Source organism: Corynebacterium sp. J010B-136 (assembly GCF_002967075.1).
In the GTDB taxonomy this organism is placed as follows: domain Bacteria; phylum Actinomycetota; class Actinomycetes; order Mycobacteriales; family Mycobacteriaceae; genus Corynebacterium.
The window spans coordinates 31,992-56,673 of record NZ_PUGE01000002.1; the positions used below are offsets into that span (position 1 = coordinate 31,992).

General features: G+C 52.9%; 24 protein-coding genes. 14 read left to right on the top strand and 10 right to left on the bottom strand.

The features are described from left to right. The first annotated feature begins 27 nt into the window (after positions 1 to 27). A complete protein-coding gene (locus C5Y44_RS03505) occupies positions 28 to 615 on the top strand; it encodes a molybdenum cofactor biosynthesis protein B (RefSeq protein WP_105323698.1) in 588 nt (195 codons plus the stop codon). Positions 616 to 708: 93 nt separating this feature from the next. Continuing rightward, positions 709 to 930 (top strand): hypothetical protein, encoded by a 222-nt coding sequence (locus tag C5Y44_RS03510; protein WP_105323699.1) that lies wholly within the window; start codon positions 709 to 711, stop codon positions 928 to 930. 111 nt (positions 931 to 1,041) lie between these two features. Here the strand turns inward: C5Y44_RS03510 and mscL are convergent, their stop codons facing one another. From mscL to C5Y44_RS03525, 3 genes are all read right to left on the bottom strand, one after another. Further along, complete coding sequence (gene mscL / locus C5Y44_RS03515) at positions 1,042 to 1,488, bottom strand: large-conductance mechanosensitive channel protein MscL (protein WP_105323700.1); 447 nt, start codon at positions 1,486 to 1,488, stop codon at positions 1,042 to 1,044. A gap of 182 nt (positions 1,489 to 1,670) precedes the next feature. Next, on the bottom strand, positions 1,671 to 2,450 hold the full coding sequence (locus tag C5Y44_RS03520; protein WP_105323701.1) for an SAF domain-containing protein: 780 nt from the start codon (positions 2,448 to 2,450) through the stop codon (positions 1,671 to 1,673). Between the two features lie 43 nt (positions 2,451 to 2,493). Then, on the bottom strand, positions 2,494 to 3,039 hold the full coding sequence (locus C5Y44_RS03525; protein ID WP_105324052.1) for a 5-formyltetrahydrofolate cyclo-ligase: 546 nt from the start codon (positions 3,037 to 3,039) through the stop codon (positions 2,494 to 2,496). Between the two features lie 55 nt (positions 3,040 to 3,094). On the opposite strand from C5Y44_RS03525, the gene C5Y44_RS03530 reads away from it, so the two are divergent. From C5Y44_RS03530 to glpR, 4 genes are all read left to right on the top strand, one after another. Beyond that, positions 3,095 to 4,018: a UTP--glucose-1-phosphate uridylyltransferase gene (locus C5Y44_RS03530; protein WP_105324053.1), complete on the top strand. Its 924-nt coding sequence runs from the start codon at positions 3,095 to 3,097 to the stop codon at positions 4,016 to 4,018. A gap of 3 nt (positions 4,019 to 4,021) precedes the next feature. After that, the gene (gene glp / locus C5Y44_RS03535; RefSeq protein ID WP_066795358.1) at positions 4,022 to 5,287 is read left to right on the top strand and encodes a gephyrin-like molybdotransferase Glp; all 1,266 of its coding nucleotides are present in this window, start codon (positions 4,022 to 4,024) and stop codon (positions 5,285 to 5,287) included. A gap of 16 nt (positions 5,288 to 5,303) precedes the next feature. Then, entirely contained in the window at positions 5,304 to 6,041 is a 738-nt protein-coding gene (locus tag C5Y44_RS03540; protein ID WP_105323702.1) for a GNAT family N-acetyltransferase, read from the top strand. Positions 6,042 to 6,235: 194 nt separating this feature from the next. Beyond that, positions 6,236 to 7,774: a gephyrin-like molybdotransferase receptor GlpR gene (gene glpR / locus C5Y44_RS03545; RefSeq protein WP_199185975.1), complete on the top strand. Its 1,539-nt coding sequence runs from the start codon at positions 6,236 to 6,238 to the stop codon at positions 7,772 to 7,774. A 108-nt stretch (positions 7,775 to 7,882) separates the two neighbouring features. Here the strand turns inward: glpR and C5Y44_RS03550 are convergent, their stop codons facing one another. Beyond that, a complete protein-coding gene (locus C5Y44_RS03550) occupies positions 7,883 to 8,440 on the bottom strand; it encodes a DNA-3-methyladenine glycosylase I (RefSeq protein WP_105323703.1) in 558 nt (185 codons plus the stop codon). A gap of 108 nt (positions 8,441 to 8,548) precedes the next feature. On the opposite strand from C5Y44_RS03550, the gene C5Y44_RS03555 reads away from it, so the two are divergent. Continuing rightward, positions 8,549 to 8,962, top strand: coding sequence for a DoxX family protein (locus tag C5Y44_RS03555; protein ID WP_105323704.1), 414 nt, complete (start codon positions 8,549 to 8,551; stop codon positions 8,960 to 8,962). Further along, complete coding sequence (locus tag C5Y44_RS03560; RefSeq protein ID WP_105323705.1) at positions 8,949 to 9,638, top strand: zf-HC2 domain-containing protein; 690 nt, start codon at positions 8,949 to 8,951, stop codon at positions 9,636 to 9,638. Before C5Y44_RS03555 ends, C5Y44_RS03560 begins: the two co-directional genes overlap by 14 nt. Positions 9,639 to 9,666: 28 nt before the next feature. On the opposite strand, the gene C5Y44_RS03565 is transcribed toward C5Y44_RS03560, so the two are convergent. From C5Y44_RS03565 to C5Y44_RS03575, 3 genes are all read right to left on the bottom strand, one after another. Continuing rightward, the gene (locus C5Y44_RS03565; protein ID WP_105323706.1) at positions 9,667 to 10,821 is read right to left on the bottom strand and encodes an MFS transporter; all 1,155 of its coding nucleotides are present in this window, start codon (positions 10,819 to 10,821) and stop codon (positions 9,667 to 9,669) included. A gap of 237 nt (positions 10,822 to 11,058) precedes the next feature. Continuing rightward, positions 11,059 to 12,414: an MFS transporter gene (locus tag C5Y44_RS03570; RefSeq protein ID WP_105323707.1), complete on the bottom strand. Its 1,356-nt coding sequence runs from the start codon at positions 12,412 to 12,414 to the stop codon at positions 11,059 to 11,061. Positions 12,415 to 12,443: 29 nt separating this feature from the next. Beyond that, positions 12,444 to 12,809 carry an L-rhamnose mutarotase gene (locus tag C5Y44_RS03575; RefSeq protein ID WP_105323708.1) on the bottom strand — a complete coding sequence of 122 codons (366 nt, stop codon included), beginning with the start codon at positions 12,807 to 12,809 and terminating at the stop codon, positions 12,444 to 12,446. 506 nt (positions 12,810 to 13,315) lie between these two features. On the opposite strand from C5Y44_RS03575, the gene rhaI reads away from it, so the two are divergent. The 4 genes from rhaI (at position 13,316) to C5Y44_RS03595 (ending at position 19,209) form a co-directional block, all read left to right on the top strand. Further along, positions 13,316 to 14,482, top strand: a complete 1,167-nt coding sequence (gene rhaI / locus C5Y44_RS03580; protein ID WP_105323709.1) for an L-rhamnose isomerase — start codon at positions 13,316 to 13,318, stop codon at positions 14,480 to 14,482. A gap of 46 nt (positions 14,483 to 14,528) precedes the next feature. Then, positions 14,529 to 16,574 (top strand): bifunctional aldolase/short-chain dehydrogenase, encoded by a 2,046-nt coding sequence (locus C5Y44_RS03585; RefSeq protein ID WP_105323710.1) that lies wholly within the window; start codon positions 14,529 to 14,531, stop codon positions 16,572 to 16,574. Positions 16,575 to 16,616: 42 nt separating this feature from the next. Further along, positions 16,617 to 18,101: a rhamnulokinase family protein gene (locus C5Y44_RS03590; protein ID WP_105323711.1), complete on the top strand. Its 1,485-nt coding sequence runs from the start codon at positions 16,617 to 16,619 to the stop codon at positions 18,099 to 18,101. Between the two features lie 70 nt (positions 18,102 to 18,171). Then, complete coding sequence (locus C5Y44_RS03595; protein ID WP_233189812.1) at positions 18,172 to 19,209, top strand: LacI family DNA-binding transcriptional regulator; 1,038 nt, start codon at positions 18,172 to 18,174, stop codon at positions 19,207 to 19,209. A 24-nt stretch (positions 19,210 to 19,233) separates the two neighbouring features. Here the strand turns inward: C5Y44_RS03595 and C5Y44_RS03600 are convergent, their stop codons facing one another. The 3 genes from C5Y44_RS03600 to C5Y44_RS03610 are packed head-to-tail and all read right to left on the bottom strand — an operon-like array spanning position 19,234 to position 21,705. After that, positions 19,234 to 19,728, bottom strand: a complete 495-nt coding sequence (locus C5Y44_RS03600) for a hypothetical protein (protein WP_105323713.1) — start codon at positions 19,726 to 19,728, stop codon at positions 19,234 to 19,236. Positions 19,729 to 19,773: 45 nt separating this feature from the next. Further along, a complete protein-coding gene (locus C5Y44_RS03605; protein WP_105323714.1) occupies positions 19,774 to 20,658 on the bottom strand; it encodes a polysaccharide deacetylase in 885 nt (294 codons plus the stop codon). A 33-nt stretch (positions 20,659 to 20,691) separates the two neighbouring features. Continuing rightward, positions 20,692 to 21,705: an asparaginase gene (locus C5Y44_RS03610; RefSeq protein WP_105323715.1), complete on the bottom strand. Its 1,014-nt coding sequence runs from the start codon at positions 21,703 to 21,705 to the stop codon at positions 20,692 to 20,694. A 251-nt stretch (positions 21,706 to 21,956) separates the two neighbouring features. Between C5Y44_RS03610 and C5Y44_RS03615 the strand changes: the two genes are divergently transcribed. Further along, entirely contained in the window at positions 21,957 to 22,982 is a 1,026-nt protein-coding gene (locus tag C5Y44_RS03615; protein ID WP_105323716.1) for a LacI family DNA-binding transcriptional regulator, read from the top strand. 344 nt (positions 22,983 to 23,326) lie between these two features. After that, entirely contained in the window at positions 23,327 to 24,670 is a 1,344-nt protein-coding gene (locus C5Y44_RS03620; protein WP_105323717.1) for an MFS transporter, read from the top strand. Positions 24,671 to 24,682 lie beyond the last annotated feature (12 nt).

Consider the following 24,682-nt stretch of genomic DNA (forward strand, 5'->3'; position numbering starts at 1 on the left):
AACTAACTACTAGAAGTGGAAATCACTATGACAACTGACTCGAACCCGGCTCCCGGGTTAGTTCACCCGAACGCCCTTTTGGAAATGGATGAACCAGATGACGCGTACTTGCTGGCTGCTGAACAGCAGAATGCTCCGCAGCCATACCGTCGCGCGCTGGTAGTTCTGGCAACAGATCATCCAGATGAAGCAGCTGAAGAAAATACCTCCTTGTGCACTGAACTGTTGCAAGAAGCTGGGTTTACCGTAGACGGTGCTATCACCGTGCGGATGAAGAAGTCGAAGATTCGTCAGGCCATTGAAACCGCAGTGGTCGGTGGCGTTGACCTTGTGCTGACCGTCGGCGGTGTCGGGGTTGGCCCACGCGATAAGGTGCCTGAGGCAACGCGTGAGGTATTAGACCAAATGGTGCCGGGCATTGCCCAAGCTGTCCGCTCATCGGGTCAGGCTTGTGGTGCCGTTGATGCATGTACATCACGTGGTATCGCTGGTGTATCCGGCTCCACCGTGGTGGTTAACTTAGCGTCCTCGCGCGCCGCTGTACGCGACGGCATGGCTACGGTAACCCCGCTGGTACACCACTTAGTAGACCAACTGCAGGAGTACTCGGTCTAGATTTCCTCGTTCAAGGTGTCGGACCCCAGCAGCTAAGAGCTGGAGACCGGCACCTTAAAATTTTGTGTTTTAAAACGTCTTAAGGAGGGCACTGTGCCACGGAAACGTCGACGAGTATTTAAAGAGTCAGCTTCGCCGAACTATGACCGAACTGCAGATCGCCCGGATTTTATCTCCGCATTTCCGAATGAAGCGGAATCTGACGATGCCACCCGCAGCGTGGAATTAGACGATGGACAGACAGGTACTGCCATCCCGGATAGGGCATCGGAAGAGTTCTGGAAAGAACAGCGCCCGCCACACCACGGTGGTTAGCTAGCAAGTGATGGCGACAGAACAAAAGCCTTTGGTCACGCAACTCAATGCGTTAGACCAAAGGCTTTTAACTTATATGTCAGGCCCGAAGGCGTAGGACCTCCAAAGGTACTACTTGGTGTCGTCTCCGGTTGGACGGTCGATACCGTGAGCACCGGTGGAGCCACCAGCATCAGCGGCCATGAGGTCGCGGATTTCAGCCAAGAGCTCTTCAGCGGTTGGCGCTGGGGTGTCTTCGTCAATGCCGAGGCGCTTGTTGTTCATCTCGTTGAGCTTGTTGATTGGTGCAACGATGATGAAGTAGACCACTGCCGCGATGATCAGGAAGTTGATGACGGCGGTGATGACAACACCGAAGTCAATGAAGGTGTTTTCATTGTCGGTGATCTGGAAACCAAGACCAGCCATATCGGCGGAGCCGAAAGAGTTGATGATTGGTTGAATCAGAGAATCAGTAATCGCGGTGACGATAGCGGTGAAAGCGGCACCGATGATGACACCAACAGCCAAATCGATGACGTTGCCGCGCATGATGAAATCTTTAAAGCCCTTGAGCATGATCTTTCCTTTGCAGGTTCAGGTGTACTGGGTCTTAGATTGAGTTATGTAGCAAATAAGCCGTTAGGAATGTAACCACATTTAGTTAAAGAAGCTAGATAGCTAGCCCAAAAAGTGATCGTAAACACTAAAGGCTTGGTGCCTACCACCACAATGTACGCGTAAACAGTCACGTGCACGCGTTAGTCCTGGGGAGTTTCCGGCAGTTGAGCCCGATCTCCTGTGATTACCACTGTTAACGGCTGGGAAATGGAAGCGCTCGCAACCACCTGCGCCTGCTCGGCGGGAAGTGCAATTAACACGGTCGCGGGCGATCCTGAGCTAGAGCCTTGCCCGCCCTTGCCTCCGGCGGAAATATCAGCGGAAGTAGCGATAACGCGCGCCCCCTCGGCGATGGTTAAAGCTTGGGCAAAGCCTGGCTCTTCCGCAGATTCTTGGGAGGTGACCACGTTGACGGTATCCCCGTGATTAAGCAGTGAGACCAAATCGGGTTCGGCAAGTTTTAAGGGCACCATGTGCCCACCAGGAACCAGAAAAGAAGTTAGCTCATCGCCAACAAGCCGCAGCTCAGTAATGATTTCTCCGCCTACTGCAGGTGCTGCAAGCACACGCCCAATAACGTCCTCAGGAGTGCCCAGTGCGCCGCCGGCAGGGATAATTTCCTCCGGAACACGCACGGTGGCCACATCCTCAGCTGTTAATGCTCGGCCGGCATCGACATCACGGGCAAAGACGACAACTTCCGGATTCTCACGCAGTCCACTCAGCGCTACGAGGACGGCGGCTATGACCAATACGAACCCAAGTGCGCGACGAATAAATTGCGAGCGTTGATAGCCAGGAGTCCTTAAAATTTGCAGCGTAGAAGTCTGTGACTTTCGGGGATGGCGTTTCCGGGAAATCCCCACACGAAGCCTTCCGCCATGCGGTGAGCTTCGAGGTGTCTGTGTTGCAGTGGCCATGAATATATTGGACTGCAACGAGGCTTCAAAGGTTGCCGAGGTGTTAGTCCGTAATAACGAGATCTACGGCCTGGTCATGATCGTCGTGGGGGACAGCATCAAGGACTTCTTCTGTATAGACAATGGCGATGGTCTGCGGGCGTGGGTTAAGACTTGCTAGCGCGCGGTCGTAATACCCGGCACCTTTGCCCAGGCGCATACCATTGTTATCAATGGCGAGAGCCGGGATGAAAAGCACATCGAGCGACGCTAGAACAGAGCTGTCGTAAGTTTTGCCAGTGGGCTCAGCAATTCCTAAAGCACCGGGTTTTAAAGACTCCGGGCCTTGGTACAAAGACCAACTTAAAACGCCGCCTTTACCCGAAAGAGGAAGCCAGAGCTCGGAGGTTGCATCGTAAAGCTTGTCGATGAACCCTGCGCCGCCAGGCTCTGAAGCTAACGGAAAGTAAGCCGAAACCTTTAAGCCTTGCGCGCGTTTTAGTACCGCGCGGGTAATTGCCGCGTCTTTTTGTGCCTTGTGCACAGGATCAAGTTCTTTGCGGGCCTGGGTGTGCGCACGGCGGAGGTCTTGTTTTGTCAAAGCAACCATAAACACAGGGTAGTGCCAACACGCAATGGTGGGGCTGGAATGTAAGCTGTTCGTTATGGTTAATGATCGCGACGAAGCTTCACCGTGGGTTAAAACCGTTGTTGTTCCCGCTGCTGGAATGGGAACTAGGTTTTTGCCGGCGACGAAGACTGTGCCGAAAGAGTTGTTGCCGGTGGTAGATACCCCGGGTATCGAGTTGATTGCTGAAGAAGCTGCCGCCGTTGGCGCCGATAGGCTAGCTATCATCACTGCTCCCAATAAGCAGGAGGTCATGCGGCATTTTGAGGCTTTCCCAGACTTGGTGGAAACCTTGGAATCTCGCGGTAAGCAATCGCAATCTGACAAGGTCAAGCGCGCTCATTCTCTCCTTCACCCTATTGCGGTTGAGCAAGAAAAGCCTCTGGGCTTGGGCCATGCTGTGGGCTTGGCGGAGTCCGTGCTCACGGAGGAAGAAGAGTTCTTCGGCGTAATGTTGCCAGATGACATTGTGCTTCCTAATAACGCGATGGAACAGATGGTGGCCGTGCGCAATAAGCTGGGCGGCTCGGTCCTGCTGGCTGTTGAAGTACCGCGTGAGCAAACCTTCAATTATGGCGTTTTTGATATTGAGGCAACCGAAGATAACGGCGTGAAAAAAGTCGTGGGCATGGTGGAAAAGCCAGACCCTGCGGACGCGCCTTCGAACCTGGTGGCAACTGGGCGTTATGTGTTGGATAAGAAGATCTTTGACGCGTTGCGTCGAATCACCCCTGGCAAGGGCGGCGAGCTGCAGCTAACCGATGCTATTGAGCTGCTTATTCAAGAAGGCGAGCCAGTACACGTCGTCGTGCACGAAGGTACTCGTCATGACTTGGGTAACCCAGGTGGGTATATCCCAGCGAATGTGGACTTCGGGCTGCGCTCAGAGGTTTATGGTCCTGCGTTGTACACGCAGTTGAAGAAGATTATTGCTAATTATGAGGCAGAGAAGGGCCTGTAAATTATGCGATCAGTGGAGCAACAGCTGGCATTGGTAATGGATGCGGCTGTGAAGCCGGAACCGGTCCGTACAGCGATTGCTCATGCCTTGGGGCTGATGTGCGCTGAGGAAGTGCAAGCCAATCAGCCCCTGCCGGGCTTTCCGCAGGCAGTCATCGATGGCTATGCCGTGCGTGCGGTTGATGTCGGTGGCGAAAAGGCGATTGGTGCTCAACCTGAACAAGAGGGCGTGGAAGTTGAACGGTCTCTTCCCGTTGTAGGCGAAGTGCCAGCAGGTTCACGCCAGCCGCTGCGTCTGCAGCCGCGTCAAGCCGTGCGCGTTTACACGGGTGCGCCGTTGCCGACTTTGGCTGATGCCGTGTTGCCCCTGGAATGGACAGATCGCGGGCGCAAGCGGGTTACCGCGCATCGTCCGGTACGCTCCGGGGATTTTGTGCGCCGTGTTGGTGACGATATCCAACCCGGTGATGTTGCCGTTACTTCCGGCACCGTTTTAGGCCCTGCCCAGATTGGCTTGTTGGCTGCTGTCGGCCGTTCCAAAGTCTTGGTCTATCCGCGTCCACGCGTAACAGTTTTGTCTTTTGGCCGTGAGCTTGTCGATGTCGACCGCGAGCCTGGATTGGGCCAAGTCTTTGATGTGAACTCCTATTCTTTGGCGGCTGCTGCCAAAGAAGCCGGCGCGGATGTACAGCGCGTGGGCATTGCCCAAGGCGAACCACGCCGGATCAAAGAGACTTTAGAAACGCATCTTTCGCGTTCAGAGGTACTAGTTATCTCCGGCGCCGTGGGTGGTGCTGGCGCGGAGGTCATCCGCGGGGTGCTAGAGCAGCTTGGCGATGTCGATACCTCCCGTGTTGCTATGCACCCTGGCTCAGTGCAGGGCTTTGGTCTGCTGGGTGAAAACCGCACCCCAACGTTTTTGCTGCCATCTAATCCGGTCGCAGCACTCGTGGTTTTTGAAACCTTTGTGCGCCCATTGATTCGCTTAAGCTTGGGCAAACGCGTGGCTAATCGTCGCGTGGTACGTGCTCGCGCGCTCAACCACATTGAATCACGCCCGGGCCGTCGCGGGTTTATCCGTGCACGCTTGATGCGTGATGCTGAAACTTCTGATTACTTGGTCGAAGGACTATCCGGTGCAACCGGTGCACCAGCGCACCTTTTGGCAGGTCTGGCTGAAGCCAATGCCATGGTACGGATTCCAGAAGATGTCACCTCGATTCGTCCCGGTGATGTTGTAGACGTCATCTTCTTGTCCCAGCGAAGCTAAGCAGGTTTTATCCGAAGTGTTTAATCCCTTTGGCTGGCGCTTAGCGCGGCTTAGCCCGGCCGATGCCTCGGAACGTCATCCTTATCATCCTGGTTGGCCGGAAGTAACGCCTATGGTGCTGCTTCCGGAGTCCAAGAAATTTCCCCGCGAGCTGCGCGTGCGCCTGCGTCCATTAGTCTCCACCGATAAAGGTGCGTGGCGTACGCAGAGGATCGCGGATGAGAAGTTCTTACGACCTGTGGAACCGACCGCGGTGGGTTCGTGGAAAGATGCGCATTCGGAATCTAGCTGGCGCAGCCACTTCCACTACCTCGGATCGAGCGCCCGCAGCGGATTGCTTGTGCCCATGGTCATTGAGGTCAATGGCCAATTTGCCGGGCAATTGACCTTAGGCAATATCCAGCACGGCGGAATTAGCGATTGCTGGATCGGCTACTGGGTGTATTCCAAGTACACCGGCGCCGGCGTCGCCACCGCGGCTTGCGGCTTGGGCGTCGATCATGCGTTTCGTCGCATCGGACTGCACCGGATTACCGCAACGTATATGCCGGAAAACCCCGCTTCCGGCAAAGTGCTGATGGCTAATGGCTTCCGGGAAGAAGGCTATTTACGCCGCAACTTACACATCGATGGCGCGTGGCGGGATCACCACTTTGTGGCCCTAACCCGTGAGGAATATTCCACCACCGCTATTGATCGCTTGTGCGCCTCTGGCCGCGTGCTGGGATATCTTGCCCGCACCAAACGCCCTTAATCCGTTAGGTTCTCTTTTGTTTTAAAGACCACGTTCCCGACATAGCAGCGCGTGGTCTGAGAATTCTCTGGCAATTGATGCCTGCGCGCACTTTGCGCGGCGTGGCAGGAAACCACGGGTTGGCTTCGCACGTAATCTAGATTGAGATTTACTGTCTATTCATAAAGCCTAAGAGCGGAAGGTGGCCGAGGCTCGTGTCTCCAGGATTAGCGATTGTTCTTATCATCGTGCTGTGGCTTTTGATTTTGGCGCCGATTTTGTTGCGCGGTCAAAAACCCATGAGCCGTACTGGTGAGGCCTTTGACGACACCCGCGTGCTTTTTGAAGGCGACTCCGGCGCCCTGGAACCACAACGCGGCCCGAAGCTGTCTGCTAAAGCTGCGCGCATCAAGGCTCGCAAAGACGCCGACGCGGAAGCTGAAGCCGACGTCGATGCCGCGCAGGACGCAGCTGCCGAGGAGACTGCCGATAATGTTGAGGCTAACGAGGCTGAAAAGCAGACCGTTGCCGCTGCTGCCGCGCGCATCAAGAGCGAATATGACAATGCCGAGGCTCAGTCGGAAGTTGATACCAACGCGGAGACTGCAGAAGCTGCTGAGACCATCGAAGGCGAAATCGTCTACGAAGTAGAGGCCGCTGATTCGAAGAACGCCACCGACTCTGTAGAATCTAGCGACACTGACAGCGCTGCCGATGACGATATTGTTGACGTAGATGTGGTTGACGCCGAGGTTGAACAACCACAGCCGACAGCACCTGCACAATCAGCAGCGCGCCCAGTTACCGTAGAGCTCAGCGATGAAGATCTGGATGCCCTCGAAGACGGCCTCGATGAGGATGATGACATCTTGTTAGAGGATGAACCTCGCAAGGAATCACCAAAGGCTTCGCTTGATGCTGAAGTATCTGCTTCCGAGAGCACTGTCTTTACCGCTCCTGCAGCATATGAACTAGCTGATGATGCATATGAGATGGATGAAACCTACGTTTCTGCCGTTGACATGATGTACCCAGGCGCTGTTGATCCTGACACCGAGGCCAACGCTGATGCCGACGCTGACGCTATGGCAGATACCGAACTGACGAGCGCTGCTGAGCACAACACTGACGAAGACCTCGAAGATGGCGTGGCGGCTGATGCGAACGAAGGAGCGGTCGCAGAGGATGTCACACACTACGAAGTCAACCAGGAATTCGAAGAAGATATCGTTGGCGCGGACTCCGATACGGAACTGTCTGAAGAGGAATTAGAATTCGCACAGTCACGCGTTGGCCGTGGCGGCTGGGATCCACAAGCAGATGCGGAAAATAAAGCAACGCGTTATCAGCGTCGCCAGCGCACCCTGATGGGGCTTGCCGTCGTGGTCGTACTGACTGTCGCGCTGGGAATTATCTTCGGCGGATGGCTGTGGTGGACCGCCGCTATTGCCGGGGGTCTCACCATTGCTTACCTGGTTGCTTTGCGCACTCAGGTCCGTCAGGAACAGCAACTGCGCGCCCGCCGTATTTCGCAGCTACGTCGTGCTCGTTTGGGCGTGCGCTCGGCACAAGACGAAGAACTAGCCATCCCGCGCTACCTCCGACGCCCAGGCGCTGTCATCGTGGAAATTGATGACTCGAGCCCAGACTGGGACCACCTTCCTGAGATGCACGAAGAAGTCGAAGAAATTCCACAGCGTCCAGCGCCACGTCGTATTCGCCGCGATGATCTAGCTGCACGTCGCGTCGGCTAAGACCCTGTAGTTTAAATATCTAGCGCGTGCTTGCCCACAACTTTGAAGTGGGCAAGCACGCGCTTTTTCTATTGTCTCCGGATTCTCCTACGCTGCCAGATAGCAGACCTAGGCAGCATTTGAGCGCCGTTTAACTGCGGGCACCATGCCTATAGCTTGAGCTAGTGCGGCAACCATCCGGGGCCCAACCATGGTGAAGTCATGAGCTTTAAGTTCTCGAGCTAGCTCAGTGATCTCAGGTGTTTGTTCAATAAGTTCAGTTGCGGTCTCACACTGGGTGGGATTGTCTGGCTCATGCGCCCACACCAAGGCAGAAATTCCACCGTGTTCGCGCAATTTCACTATGGCCTTAGCATTGTGTACTGCAGCGCTAAGCTTTCTTCTATTGCGGATAAGAGTCTTGTCGTGCAGCATGCCCTCGATGTCGTCATGATCAAATTGTGCGACAGCGTCCGGGGCAAAATTGTGGAATACCTCGCGCAGGCGCGCGCGTTTGTTTAATACCATTGACCAATTGAGACCGGCCTGAAAACCTAATAGAGCGATAAGTTCGTAGAGCTCGTGTTCCTCACATAATTTCTGGCCCCATTCACATTCGTAGTACTCGCGGGTAAGGGAAGAGGCTTGCGCCCATTCTGGATAGGAATCATCATTAAAAGAAGTCATGCATTTTTAGACGGGTAGCTCTAACTAGAGGTTCCCAGGACACGGACCTTAGAAATCTCACACCCCGCGTATTCGTTGCCCAGTGGTTAACCGGGTAATCTGTTAGCCATGAACTCACCAATTGTCCGCGACGGCGCGCTGCTGATTTTCCGCGTGGTACTCGGCTTGGTGTTTATCGCACACGGGATTGATAAATTCTTCTTTCCAGGTATGGATGACACCATCGGACAATTTTCTGCCTGGGGGATTCCGCAACCCCAAATATTTGCGTGGGTAGTAGCAGTGGGTGAGCTCGCTGCAGGCACCATGCTGGTCATTGGCCTGTTAGCGACTTTCGCTGCAGGAATGCTTGCTTTATTAAGTGCTTTGTCCATTTACTTCGTGCACTTTAAAAACGGCCTCTTTATTGAACAGGGCGGGTTTGAGTACGCGGCGGTACTATGCGTGGCATTATTGATGGTTGTGGTATTTGGATCTGGTCGCGCAAGTTTAGATGGGGTGTTAAGCCGTGTTGAATCATGACCAGGTCCAAGAAGCGCTCTCAGCTCGCATGGACGGCGAGGACTATGACCTTGAAGACGATGTCATTGATACCCACATTGCGCACTGCGAGAAATGCAAAGCCTTTCAGGAGCGCGCGGCAAAACTAACTTTCGCGCTGGCACCCCAAACGCCGATGGAACCATCGCAGGAACTAGCTGAGAATATCCTGGCACAGGTGGAACCAGAATGGCGCCGAGTATCTGGTGGACGTTTGGCGAGCCTGGCCGGTGCACGTGTCGCCCTGGTAGTTCTTGCCATCACTTTTGTCATTTGGGCAGTTACGCTCATTATTGCCTCTGGGCCTTTTACTGGTGTGGCAGAAGGCGGAGCAATGCTAAACCCTGACTCCAACCCAGTCGAAGCAGAGCATCTCATTGAAGCCGCAGCGCTGCGTTTAGGGCTTGCAGGCGGAATGTTCTTTAGCGCCTGGCGGCCTAACCTCATCGGTGGCCTGCTGCCGGTTGTGGGCACGGCATTTTTCTTCCTCACCGGCTTTGCCATGCGCGATATTGCGCTCGGTACGGTTTCTACCAGCCAGGTTTATACACTTTGTGGCCTAGGGGTCGCGCTCGCTGTGATGGTGTGGACATGGCTAGCTGATCGCGGATACTTCATCCGGCACATGTGGAAGAACCTCTCAGCCGACCCGTATTAGTAAGAACCCACTAATGCTGGCCTTTCGCCTAGACCAAGTACCCGCGCCGGATTTGTACCGCGCGTAGAGCCGCAGAAGCCACCGCTAATAACGCGATGAAGACCAGTGGCGCGCTGACGCCTACCAGTGGGTTTAGGAGCTCAAAGATGAAGGGGAAGGCAAAGCCAAAGTAGGTAAAGACATAGTAGATACCGATGCCTGTGCCGTGTTTAGCAAGCGGAACATAGGTGTTAACGCCTACCAAACCTTCACGCAGGCACAGCCCATATGCGGAGCCGAGCAGCAGCGCTGCCAGGATAAATTGTGTAACAGTTAAATCGTTGCCGCCGAAGGCCGCCACAGCAAAACCCAAGGCAGCGGAAATAGCACCTGCGGTCCCTGACTTGCGGCCCCACGAGAACTTGCGGCCCAAATATTGCATTACTAGGCCGGAACCGAAGGCTAGTCCTGACGATAGCGCTGGCAACAGAATCGGGATATCGATATGTCCAGCTGCGCGAGCCGACAAAATAACAACGGATGTCGTAATACAGCTAAAGACCCACAGCGCCATGGGCAAAGACACTGCTAATGCCTTGCCCAAACTACGGTCTTGGGCAGGGCTGCTTCCGGAAGATCCATGGATAGGGACGCGGGGTGCATCGCCAAGAACAAGACCGGCCACGACAGCGATAGCGGAGAACGCCACGCTGACGGCGAAAATAAGCGCAATGTTTTCTGTAGAAGCACCAATGAGACTTGTGGCGATCGGACCAACCGCGAAGCCAAGCGTCAAAATGATTCCGGCTAGAGTTACTCCACTGGCCCCACGTATATGCCCGGCCCAGGCAGTGCCGGCACTGACAACGAGTCCCACTCCGATGCCAACGATGAAGCGTCCTGCTAACAACCAGCCACCCTCGTGCATAAAGAGCATGAGGAGATTTCCCAGCGCAGAAATAATACCGCCGGTAAGGACAATGAAACGTGGTCCAAAGCGATCTGCAAAAACGCCGCCTAGAAGCAAACAAGGCAGCATGCCAATTGCATAGATCCCGAACGCGGCATTGACCAGAAGGCTTGAAACTCCTTGTTGGTCACGAATGATGACAAGCGCTGAAGCAAAGTGGTTGGCCGCCCATCCTGCGGTGAAAAGCAGGAGCGTAACTCCCATAAAAACACGGGCAGACTGGCGAGAACTCATGAGAAGCCACTTTATCGCCAAGTGGTGTTCTTTACCGGACTTTGGCTACTTTTATAACCCGGTTACCCGCGCGAAACTACCCCCCCCTTAAGCATTGAAAACTCAGCCAACGGAAAACCTTGAAAATCCCAGTTCACCTCAAACCCTTGAGATGAACTGGGGAATTAGGGGAGAGCGATTGGGAATGAACGCCTTGCCTGTTATCCACTTAGATTAACGCAAGTAATTTGAGCTGGCTCAAGATAATGGATTCGAGGTTGGTGGATTTGTCAGAATAGGTTCTGAGTCGGAAATGGACGAAAGGCGGTCACCAGTGGATGGCTGGGTAGGTCCGTAGCGTTCTTCCTCAATTTCCTCCAGAGTCTTTCCGCGAGTGTCAGGTGCTCCAAGGAAACCGACAACAAGTGCAATAACCAGTGCGCCAATCATGATCATCCCGACGAACGGAACCCCACGTTCTGCCAATAGAGTAGGGAACCAGTAGCTGAGGAGTCCAACGATAATACGTGCAGTAAAGAAAAGGACTCCTTGGGCACTCGCACGGTAGCGAGTCGGGAACATTTCTGCTGCCCATAGTGCGTAAAAGGCCTGGGCGCCGATACCAGCAGAAACACCCCATAGGACGGCAAAAAGAATTAACATTGGCATGGTGATGTGTACGAACACGAGAAGTACCCATGCAGCAATTCCGAGAACTGCACCTATGGCGTATAAAGTGCGTCGATTCATACGGTCGCCGTACTTCATAAAACCGAAGTAGGTGGCAAAGACGGTGAGTGTCCACAGCAAGACTTGTAGCAAGTTCTGGTGAGAACCTGATTCGACTCCGGCTGTCTCATAGACGCGAGGCATGAAAATCCCCATTTGGCCAGCGACAAGGTTCCAAAGTCCGTAGACACCTGTAAGGAAGAGAAGTGCTTTGATATTGCGCTTATCTGTAAGCAGTTCTTTGTAGTTGCGACGCTTAATTCCTTGGGCTTCTTCTTTCTTACGGTCAGCATTGTGACGCTTCCACGACTCGGATTCAGACAGTCCACGACGTATCCACCAGGTAACAAAAGCAACTACAAAGAGATGCGCGAAGACAATCCTGGATCCCATTAGCCCTAGCGGGACCAAGAAAGTTGCAAAGAGGAATACTAAAGCTGGCCCTAAGGACCATGCTAACTGTGCAGAACCCACATGGCGTGCGCGGTCGTGTGCTGGTGCTTCTTCTGCGATGTACGTCCAGGCAACTGGAACACCGGCACCAACAGCGATACCCGTAAGGATAACGCCCAGAACCAGCATCCACGGGGCCACAGCAAAGACGACCAGAAGGGTACCGATCATGTAAAGGATCAGGTCATAGGTGTAAATAAACTTTCGACCGTAACGGTCGCCTAAAGGCCCGCCGATCATTGCGCCGACTGCTGCACCGAAAGCATTCGCGCTGACGGCGGCAAGAAAACCTACGAAGAGATTGCTGAAACCAAAGTAGTGCTGCCACATGGTCAGACTGGTAGCCAGCGCGATGATGGAACCTGCTTCAATGTAATTGGACATTGAAACGGCGATTGTCGCCTTCCACCCACTGTAATTTTGTTTACTCATGACGAACCTTTCAGTTCAAAGACGTGTGATTAGGTCAAGCGGAAATACTGGGGAAGTGGTGTTTCTGGGGAACCAGGCACGAAGTATTGCGCCATTTCTTTCTGCCATTTGGCGTTGACCGGGTGTTGGCCCATCAGTCGACGCGCTTCTTCCACATCGTCAGCTTCGAAGTACCCAATGACTAAGCCGTCTTCTTCCCTTAAAAATAGTGAGTAGTTGCGCCAGCCGCATTCTGTTAAAGCGTTTAGCATCTCTGGCCATACATTCTGGTGAGCTCGCACGTACTCATCGATGCATTCAGGTTTGACGTGGAGTTGAAAACACTGACGTGAGTTTTGCTCGCTGTGTGCAGATTCAACTAGGTGGGTGAAGCTGTTAGGGGTTGAGTTCGGCAAGTCTGACACTCCTTTGCTGTAGGAAAACCGCAGGTAGATAAAAAGCTTTTACCGGCAGATTTAGTTGTGGAAGCTTAAAGTACGAAACTTCACGGCGGTTCAATCACGACTGAGCCTTGTCTTACTGAGCCTTGGCTACAGGAAGATGAGAGGCGGTCTGGAATGTGAACTAGTTGTGATTGCAGTCTCAGCACTTTCGTCACATGCTACACAGTTTTTGAAGCGTTTCAATAGTTTGGGGGAAATTTCTCGAAAAATCCACGAATGTCAATCCTACGCCTGACGTGAATTTCTCTTCGGGCTCATGGCGGTTGGCGTCAAAATCTGGATTGCGTGCACATTTCGACCAATGGCCCATTTGAGTCAATTCTCGAAATCTGCTTGACGTGACGTGAAGCACGCTCTATTGTGTGTTGAAACGATTCAAAATGTGATTTTCGGTTCCCGAAGAACTCTTGAGCGTTTAGTTCAGATCTCGTGATTTCAATCAGAAAGGCAACCATTTCATGCCGACATTCAATGACATTTCCGAACAGCTGGCTGCGCAAGAAATCGAGCTTCCATCGTGGGCTTTTGGAAACTCTGGTACTCGATTCAAAGTCTTTTCAACCCCTGGTACGCCGCGGACAGTGGAGGAGAAGATTCAGGATGCTGCGATGGTTCACCGTTTGACTGGCCTCGCTCCTCGGGTTTCATTGCACATCCCATGGGACCGGGTCGATGATTTCTCCAAGCTTCGAGATTTCGCTGAAGAGCATGGAGTGGGATTGGGAACAATCAATTCCAACACTTTCCAAGATGAAGACTACAAGTTTGGTTCGCTGACGCATGCGGACGATAAGGTGCGCCAACAAGCGATTGATCACCACTTGGAATGCATTGAGGTCATGCATCAAACCGGTTCACAGGATCTGAAGATTTGGCTGGCCGATGGAACTAACTATGCGGGTCAGCAGGACATGCGGGGACGTCAAGACCGACTGGCGGACTCACTGTCGAAGATTTATGAGAATTTGGGTGATGACCAGCGAATGGTGCTGGAGTACAAATTCTTTGAACCAGCGTTCTATCACACTGATGTACCTGACTGGGGAACGTCCTATGCTCAGGTTGCAGCGTTGGGAGACAAGGCGAAGGTCTGTTTAGACACTGGGCACCACGCACCAGGTACCAATATCGAATTTATTGTTATGCAGCTACTTCGTCTGAGCAAACTCGGATCTTTTGATTTCAACTCTCGTAACTATGCCGATGATGACCTTATCGTCGGCGCAGCTGACCCATTCCAACTCTTCCGCATCTTGGTCGAAGTAATCCGTGGCGGTGGACTGGAGGCTGACACTGGTGTGACCTTCATGCTGGATCAGTGCCACAACATTGAGGAAAAGATTCCTGGACAAATTCGCTCGGTGCTGAATGTTCAGGAAATGACAGCGCGCGCATTGCTGATTGACCGTGACGCGCTGGAAAAAGCACAGATAGCCGGGGACGTGCTTGGAGCAAATGACATTTTGATGGATGCCTTTTACACGGATGTGCGAGCTGACCTCGCAGCATGGCGTGAAAGCCGCAATCTTCCGGCTGATCCGATGGCAGCATTCCACGATTCCGGATATGCGGAACGAATTTCTAATGAGCGCGTTGGCGGAACCCAGGCTTCCTGGGCATCGTAGTGCGAAAAATTTCCTCGCAAAATTCTAAGAGAAAGTAGAAAAGTACATGGATACCAAGCACAACTCTGTAGTTACTGATTTGATTGCTCGTTCAAATCGGCTCGGTTCAGATCCAAAGAACACCAATTATGCTGGTGGAAATACCTCTGCGAAGGGGAAAGAGAAAGATCCAGTTACTGGGGAGGCCATCGATCTTTTATGGGTCAAGGGTTCGGGCGGTGATCTGGGGACCCTGCGCGAGGATGGCTTAGCGGTACTAAGGCTCGATCGATTGCAAAAGCTTGTCGATGTCTACCCAGGTGAAGAACGCGAAGACGAAATGGTTGCCGCATTTGACCATTGTTTGTTTGGTAAAGGCCAGGCTGCTCCATCCATTGATACGGCAATGCACGGACTTGTAGATTCCGCACACGTAGACCATCTGCATCCCGATTCGGGAATTGCTCTTGCAACTGCAGCCGATGGAGAAGATCTAACTGCAAAAATCTTTGGAGACAAGGTGGTGTGGATTCCTTGGCGCAGGCCCGGTTTCCAGCTTGGCCTCGATATCTCTGAAGTAAAAACGCAGAATCCGCAAGCCCTTGGTTGCATCCTGGGAGGACACGGAATTACCGCCTGGGGTGAGACCTCGGATGAGGCGGAAAAGAACTCAAAGTACATCATTGATACTGCTGAGAAGTACATCGCGGAGAACTCAAAGACGGAAGCGTTTGGTGCTGCCATCGAAGGCTACGAAGCTTTGAATCCTAAGCAACGTCGTGAAAAAGCAGCTGCCCTTGCACCGTTGATTCGAGGTCTTGCATCCACGGACGCACCGCAGGTTGGACATTTCACGGATGATGAGCGAGTTCTAGAGTTCCTCCAAGGCAGTGAGCATCCTCGTCTTGCAGCGCTGGGCACTTCTTGCCCGGACCATTTCTTGCGTACAAAGGTAAAACCATTGGTTTTGGACCTTCCTGCATCCACCTCAGTGGAAGAATGTGCCGACCGATTGAAATCGCTCCATGAGGAATACCGCAAGGACTACCAAAGCTATTACGACCGTCACGCGGACGCAGAATCCCCAGCAATTCGCGGGGCTGACCCAGCAATTGTGCTGGTACCGGGCGTCGGAATGTTCTCCTACGGTAAGAATAAGCAGACCGCACGTGTCGCCGGAGAGTTCTATCTCAACGCTATCAACGTCATGCGTGGTGCTGAAGGGATTTCTACCTATAGCCCCATTGAGGAATCCGAAAAGTTCCGCATCGAGTACTGGGCTTTGGAAGAAGCCAAGCTTGCACGAATGCCAAAACCGAAGCCTTTGGCAACGAGGATTGCATTTGTGACGGGCGGTGCATCGGGAATAGGTAAAGCGATCGCGCACCGGCTTGCCGATGAAGGCGCATGCGTTGTTATCGCAGATCTTGATGGACAAAAGGCGCGTGAAGCCGCTGCTGAGATCGGTAGCACCGATGTGGCGGTCGGGGTTGAGGCAAATGTTGCTGATGAAATGGCTGTTAAACAGGCAATACGCGCAGCCGTCTTAGCATTCGGTGGTGTTGACCTGATCGTCAACAATGCAGGGCTTTCCCTATCTAAACCACTGTTGGAAACAACTGTTGCAGACTGGGACTTGCAGCATGATGTGATGGCTAAAGGCTCCTTTTTAGTGTCCAAGACTGCAGCATCTGTCTTGATTGATCAGGATATGGGCGGCGACATCGTTTACATCTCTTCGAAGAACTCGGTTTTTGCTGGACCGAACAATATTGCTTATTCGGCTACCAAGGCAGACCAGGCGCACCAAGTGCGGCTACTTGCTGCAGAACTGGGAGAACATCAGATCCGAGTCAATGGAATCAACCCAGATGGTGTGGTTCGAGGGTCCGGAATCTTTGCGGGCGGATGGGGTGCTAAACGAGCTGCTGTATACGGTGTTCCCGAAGAAGAACTTGGCCAGTTCTATGCCCAGCGCACGATTCTCAAGCGTGAGGTATTGCCTGAAAATGTTGCGAATGCGGTTTTCGCGTTAACTGCAGGAGATCTGTCACATACCACTGGTCTGCATATTCCCGTTGATGCCGGCGTTGCTGCCGCATTCTTGCGATAAGCACGTAGATAGAAAAATTATAGAAGGCTTTGAGGAGGAATTATGTCGGCAATAGTCGCAGCCATCGATTTAGGTGCGACCAGCGGTCGTGTCATTCTTGGCGGACTTGAAAACGGGAAGTTGAGGATGAACCATGTTGCTCGTTTCCCTAACCAACCCCTTCAAATACATGAAGGTGACCGGCAAGCACTGCACTGGAATATAGCTGAGCTGTTTCAACGCGCGAAGGAGGGACTAATATCTGGCTTTTCACAAAACCAAGGCATTGCTTCAATTGGCGTTGATTCCTGGGCTGTTGACTATGCGCTACTTCGGAAGAGCCGGATGTTGGGGATTCCTTATCACTATCGGGATGCGCGCTCCACAAATGCGGTTGGGATCGTCCATCGAGTGGTCTCTTCAGAGAAGTTGTATGAGCGCAATGGTCTGCAACATCTGGACTTCAACACCTTGTTTCAACTGGTTGATGAACGCGATGAAGGAGTCCTAGATTTTGCCGAGCGCATCTTAATGATTCCCGACCTGTTTAACTATTGGCTTACCGGGAAGCAGGTTGCAGAATCCACCAATGCTTCCACGACGGGACTGCTTGATGCCCGAACTGGCACGTGGGATACAGAATTGATGGAACTACTTGATATTCCTTCCAACCTTTTTCCTCCAGTGGTTGAATCCGGTCACCTTGTTGGAAATCTTATTCCCGAAGTTGCCACCGAGTTAGGGGCCTCCCCGAATATCCCCGTGATCTCAGTTGGTTCACACGACACTGCATCAGCGGTAGTCGCGATGCCTGCAACTGATAGCGGGGCAGCGTTTATCTCATCCGGAACTTGGTCGTTGGTAGGAATTGAATTGGACTCACCAGTTTTGAGCAGGGCAAGCTACGAAGCCAACTTTACCAATGAGCGCGGCGTCGATGGCACGACACGGTTTCTGAAGAATGTCTCCGGCATGTGGTTGCTATCGGAGTCCATGCGTACCTGGAAAGAATCCGGCGAGGCTGGTCTAGAAAAGCTCTTGAGAGCGTCAGCAGCAATGGACACAGACATTGCGATCTTTGACGTTATGGATCCGCGTTTTGCCGAACCTGGTGATATTCCAACTCGAATCTGCAAATGGTTCGAAGAACGAGGCTTGAGACCGCCGTCGTCGCGTCCTGAGCTAGTGCGTTCTATTTTGGAGTCACTTGCAGAAGCTTATAAGAATGCGCTTGAGCAAGCTGAGAGTCTAACGGGTGTAGAAGTCCGAACTATCCATATTGTTGGTGGCGGCTCGCAGAATGAACTGCTGTGCCAGCTCACAGCTAACCGCACAGGCAAGACTGTATTCGCCGGGCCGGTAGAAGCTACCGCAATGGGCAACATGCTGGTTCAACTCCGTGCTGTCGGGGAGATTTTAGGCGGACTCGATGAAATGCGCACGGTCGTATCCAATACGGTAAAACCCAAAAAATACGTACCACAACCAGCCCACAAAAGTACCCTATTGCATAGCACTGCAAAAGAGCCGCAATCGAGGGCTTCTTAGCTGACATCGCAGTAACTGGTTCGATAAGATGAAAACTCATTGTTCAGGAGGAAGATCGGAGAATACAGCATTGAGCCCGCAGAAACCTCCCGTCAGTATCAAGAGTGTTGCAGCAAAGGCTTCCGTATCCATCGGCACGGTTTCTAATGTTCTTAATCGCCCCGAGGTTGTATCCGAAGACAAGCGACTACGGGTTATAGAAGCTATTGAAGAGTTGGGCTATGTCCGTAATGACGTAGCTCGCCAGCTCAAAGCGGGATTGTCACGAACAGTCGGACTTATTGTCCGTGATACCTCTAACCCGTATTACAACGAGATAGCTCTTGGAGCTGAGACCATTGCCGAAACAATTGGGCAAGCTGTCATCATCGGTAATGCGGCTGAATCTGCCGCTAGAGAAGATGTTTATTTGGAGCTCTTTGAGGAACAGCGAGTCCGCGGAGTTCTCATAACTCCGCAGACTGAGGAGCGGGCGAAGCTGGAGAAATTACGCGAGCGTGGAACGCCTGTTGTTTTGATCGATGAGCACGCGCCTGCAGCGAAGTTTTGTTCGCTGGCTGTTGATGATCTCGAAGGCGGGCACATTGCGGTGGATCATTTGCTGTCGGATGGTTCACGAAAAATCGCGTTTGTTGGCGGTCCGATGCGTCTTCACCAGATTACGGACCGTCTTAACGGCGCCCAGCGTGCAGTTGATGCCGTCGAGAGTGCAACTCTGATGGTCTTTGATACAGAAACTCTGTCCATCTTGGAGGGCAGAAGAATCGGTGAAGAAATTGTTGCGATGCCAAGGCAACAACGGCCGGAAGCTGTATTCGCAGCCAATGACCTTCTCGCTATCGGCGTGCTGCAAGCGTTCGCTTTCAACCATCAAATAAATGTGCCTGAAGATATTACGTTGATTGGTTACGACGATATTCCGTTTGTTTCATCAGCTATTGTGCAGATTTCTTCAATCAGGCAGCCCTCGCGCATGCTCGGGGAAACAGCGCTAGAGCTCTTAGAAGATGAGATCTCCAATGAGAAGCACCTTCACCGGCATGTCAGTTTTCAACCAGAAATTGTGATTCGCGAATCTACTAAACGCTCGCGCCGGGAAGAAATTTAGCGCAGGGGAAACATCGGCAAGCAACTAGCGATGACTGAGGTGCCCCGGATGCGCCTGTAGCTCTCGATCGTCGCCGAATGTGGCGCTGACCGTGCCCTCAAATGTGCATGTGTGGGCGCCGAAGGCGAACGCGGCAAGCTTCATGTGTGCTGGTAGATGCTGCACTTGGCCAAGTACTTCGAGTGCTTCAGTATCGGTGGAGTCCTCGTTGCCTGTGGTTGGCCAGGGGGCGTCGTTGTCATCGATACGCTGCGGGGCAGAGATATCTAGCAGTGCTTGTTCCAACTCATCCCAGTTGTGGTGACGGGCGCGGGGGCTTACTGCTTGGATGAGCTCGTCGAAGGTTTGTGCCGGGGTGCTTGCGCCAGTGGGTTTCTTCACCATCCAGCCTCGTGGAATCTCAGAGACCTTGATGGATGAGACCAACTCGTTGAGACACCGCGCAATATCGCGGCGACGCAACGGTCCGGCAACTATCGGGCCAGCCCAGTCGGGTTTAATTCCGCAGGCACCACACATGACACAAACCTCCTAATGCGCTTCTTACTTCCTTATTCTTTCTTTCTACTTCTTGTCGCGAGGATTCGCCGCAAGGAAGTCATCTGCAATCTGGTTGAAAGTTGCAAACTCCACGCCATCGTGGGACTTGAAATGCTCAATGAGACGCTCAAGCATGAGAAGAACCTGCGGGCGACCGGAAACGTCTGGGTGCAAGGTGATTGGGAAGATCGCGTTGTCATACTCGCGGTATACCCAGTCAAACTGGTCGCGCCAGAGATCTTCAATATCGCGTGGGCTGACAAAGCCGTGGCTGTTAGGAGAAGACTTGATGAACATCATTGGTGGAAGGTCGTCCAGGTACCAGCTGGCAGGAATCTCCACCAGGTCGGTTTCTTCACCGCGAACAAGTGGCTTCATCCACTCGGATGCCGGCTTGTCGTAGTCAATCTTGGTCCAAGAGTCTCCAACGCGAACGTAGTATGGCTCGTGGTCGCGGTGCATCAACGAGTGGTCGTACTTGATGCCGCGCTCAATGAGCAGCTCGTTGGTGACGTGGGAGAACTCCCACCACGGCGCAACATAACCAGTTGGGCGGGAACCTGTGCGGTTGGTGATCAAGTCAATGCAGTAGTCAAGGATGTCTGCCTCTTGCTCGCGAGTCATTGCCAGTGGGTTTTCATGCGAGTACCCGTGCACGCCAATTTCAAATCCCTCATTGACCGTGAGGTCAAACTGCTCGGGGAAAGTCTCAATGGAATGTCCTGGCCAGAAGAACGTTGCTGGAAGGTCATACTTCTTCATCAGCTTGACCAAGCGTGGGATTCCTACTTCACCAGCGAAGACACCGCGAGAGATGTCACCAGGGGAGTCCTCACCGCCATAGGATCCCAACCAGCCGCCGACTGCGTCGACATCGATGCCGAACGCGATAGTAATTTTCTTGCTCATGATCTTAGACCTTTCAAATGGATGTGAAGAGAATTAAATGTGTTCAGCTAAGGCATCGGATGAAATGACTTGCTGCTGAGATAACAACAATGCAAGAAGGATTCTTGCTTGAGACCATGGGAGATCTCCCATGAAGAGCGCACCAGCTTGCAGAAAATCTGAAGCACCACCGTTTCCATACAGGGGAAGTACCGATCCGTGTGGAACGCGAGTGGATAACCCAACGGTAATGCCGGATTCGATTGTCTCGGAAGCCCACTCCAACAGTGCGTGGTTTCCATTTCCTGCACCGGTACCCACAAGAACTAGCCCTGCGGCTCCGGCATCCGCATATGCTTGCGCTGCTGTAGCGTCAGCGCCCGGGTGGGTGACAACAACATCAACGCGAGTGGAATCAAACCTTTCATCAGGAAGGTTGAGAGCTCGTGCCCGGCGTGGGCAAGCATGATAATGAACCTGCTTATCCGCCTGGGTGGAGCTTTCGCCGATTTTACTGGCACTGGATGGAATATCGGCCACGTAGCCACAAGCACCGACTCCACCAAATGGTGATGGGTTAGTGGTGTGTAGCTTCGTGGTTCCTCGTGCAGGATGGATAGCTCCTGCGAAGACAATGAGTACTCCGCGTTCTTGAGACTTTGAAGAGCCTGCCACCGCAATGGCATCCTGAAGGTTTAGCTCGCCGTCATGGCCAATGCTGTCCGGAGTGCGCTGAGCGCCTGTGACAACCACTGGCTTTGAACTGGAATGAACCAGATCAAGAAGATAGGCGGTTTCTTCTAAAGTATCGGTCCCGTGAGTAAGCACCACACCATCGCAGTTGTCGTCCTTGAGGACATCTGCCACAGACTCCGCGATAATGCGAAGATCCTTGTGGTTCAGCAGATATGAACCCGTAGTGAGAATATCTTTGCCGGTTACCTCATGTGTGCCAGTATCGACGCTTTGAAGCAATGCCTCAATTGATTCGGTGGCAGTAGCTCCGGGTGTGGAGCTCCTAGTGGACGCGATGGTTCCACCGGTCGCAAGAACTGTAATGCGTGCCATGTTGAGTGTTGCTCTCCTTTTAGTCGCGACCGCGCTCACTGTAGTTCACTGGATGTGCATTAGTTCACGCGGTATTTGCCATAATGATTCACACAATCGTTTGTGTCAAGCAATTTGAGTTAGGGTAAATGAAACTCGCAGTAAAAGGGCAATGGCTTGCCCCGCGGTGGGGGTGGTTTTCTACTTAGTGTCGGTAGACGATGTCGCGTTAAGGTCTTTGTTGGGTAATTCGCGAAGGGATGGAGAAAAACATGAATGCAAAAGCGCGCCGGGTAACCCTGCGCATGATTGCCGATGAAGTTGGTGTTGATGTTTCTACCGTCTCCCGAGTGATTAATTCCCCAGCTAGTGAAGCTAGCCGGTGGGCTTCTCCCTCGGTCGTGGAGCGCATTAAGGATGTGGCCATTTCGAGTGGATATAAGCGCAATCCGCATGCCGCTAGTCTTCGTACGAACCGTTCGGAGTTTGTAGGCGTTTTGGTTCCCCGGTTGCAGGACTTTGTGCTGGCCACCGTGTTTGAGGGGATTGAAGAATCTGCCAGTAAACACAACTTCTCTGCCTTTGTGGCGAACTCTCTTGACCTTCCTGACCTGCATCGTAAGCGGGCGGAGTCGTTGCTGGATCGCAGGGTTGACGGTCTGATTATCGGCGATGCTCACTACAAAGAACCTTATTTGGATGAATTAGATAAGCGCGGCATTCCATTTGTGCTGGTTAATAGGCATGCTGGCACGAGGTATTTGTCAGCTACTACCGATGATGTTTTGGGTGGCGAGTTGGCGGCTGAGCATCTGCTAAGTCTTGGCCGGACGCAGCCTTGCGTTGTTGGTGGTCAGCGCTTTGCCTCTACCTTCCGGGACCGTGTCAGGGGCTTTCGCTCGATATATCGCGAGGCGGGAATCGATATTCCTGATACGCACGTAATTGATGGTCCGTTTGATGCGGCGGGTGGGCGCTGCGCTATGGAGACCTTGCTTGACCAGGGGGTGCGCCCAGATGCAATTTTTGCACCGAATGACTTTGCTGCGATTGCAGCAATGGGTGTGTTGCGCGAGCGGGGATTTGAGGTTCCTGATGATGTGGCTGTGGTCGGTTATAACGATACTCCGCTGGCAACGGAGTTGACCTTGCCGTTGACGACCATCTGTTCGCCCATGCATGAGATGGGAGTTCAGGGTTTTGAATTGCTTTGGCGGCGTCTTGAGGGGCAGGACCCGGCGTCGATCCGGCTTGTGCCGCGACTGGCTGCACGCGCCAGCACCCTCGGTAGGGGGTAAGTGGGCTGCGTGCCCTTTTGTTCTGCGCGAGCTGCTCACGGGTGTTATCGGGTGGGTTCTGGGTTAATTTCGGCGGCTCCGTCTCTCGAATTTTGTATCGGTCATCACTAGACGTTCTTGCTGTGATTGGTGTAGCTTCCTAGTTCAAGAAGTTACACAAACGTTTGGGTTACTTCTGAATCTATTTTGTGCGAGTGTTTCCATCTTGTGAAACGAAAACAGATCGTTAAATACTTCACGGGCAGGCTTTGATGTTTCTGCCGGTAGAGGTCTGGTATTGAGATGCTCGCACTTTCTAAACCTCATCCTCCAATGCGTCACACATCCCAGAAAGTGGCAATGTCATGACTCAGATTTCACCTCCTGGCGTTAATTCGAACGAGCAGGCACCTCCACAAGAACCGTGGAATCAAGAAATACCTAAGAAGACCGTTTATTACGTATCCTTTGTATGCTTTTTAGCGTGGGTTGCCTCGGTGTATGACTACACCTTGTTCGGCACCCTGCTACCAGTTATCGCTGAAGATTTTGGTTGGTCGACCGCACAAGCTACCGCAGTTAATACCTGGGCAATGGTCGGAGTTCTCATCGTTTGTTTGCTGGTGGGCACCATCATTGACCGGATGGGCCGTAAGCGAGCTCTTATTCTGCTGGTCATCGGAGGTGCGATTAGCTCTGGACTGACGGGCGCTGCAATCGGTGCGCTGTCCATGGTCATTATTCGTTCCTTCTCCGGCTTTGCGGTTTCGGAAGAAGTCGTGAATTCGGTGTATCTCAACGAGATCTACCGGAAGGCTAAAGCCCGCGGCTTTATGTTCAGCCTTGTACAAAGTGGCTGGCCAGTAGGCGCCATGTTTGGTGCGGCTATGACAGCATTGCTCTTACCTGTCATCGGCTGGCGTTGGAGCTTCGTTCTAGCTGCTGCGGTCTCCATCGTGGTTCTGATCCTAGCTGCGAAGCTGCCGGAGTCTCCGACATTCTTGGCAATGAAAGAAGTTCAGCGGCGAATCGACGCTGGCAACTATGAAGGCGCCCGCGCCCTGGCCGAAGAACAAGAAATCGAGATGCCCGGGGACAAGGCAGTTGGATTCAAAGGCGTCTTTACACCCGAACTTCGCCGGCACACGATTTCTCTGTGCCTAGCATGGCTATTTAGCTGGATGGCTATCCAAGTCATTTCAGTACTTGGCACGACAGTGCTGGTGGAAGCTAAGAATTTTGAATTTACTGACTCTTTGACAGTCCTGATTTTGGGCAATGTTGCTGCATTCGTTGGCTACCTGTTCCACGGCTGGTTGGGAGACCGCATCGGTCGTCGGACAGCAGTTTTTGGCGGCTGGCTACTTGGAGGACTGGCATCACTGGCGCTATTGCTAGGTCCTGATACCTCCGCATTTGTCCTCATGACCTATTCTGCAAGCCTGTTCTTCCTGAACGGTCCTTTTGCAGCGATGCTGTTTTATATGGGCGAATCCTACCCAGCCCATGTTCGCGGAGTGGGCGCCAACCTGGCGCACGTCATGGCTCCAGCTGGAGCCATCCTCGGTTCGGGCCTCATTTCGTTGCTCCTGGGTTCTGGACTATCCATGACCACTGCGTCGATCATTGCCGGTTCAGTTCCACTACTGCTGGCAGCATTCATGATGTTGGGGACGCGGAAAGTTCCTGCCCACACCAGTGAAAACTAATCACACCTAACC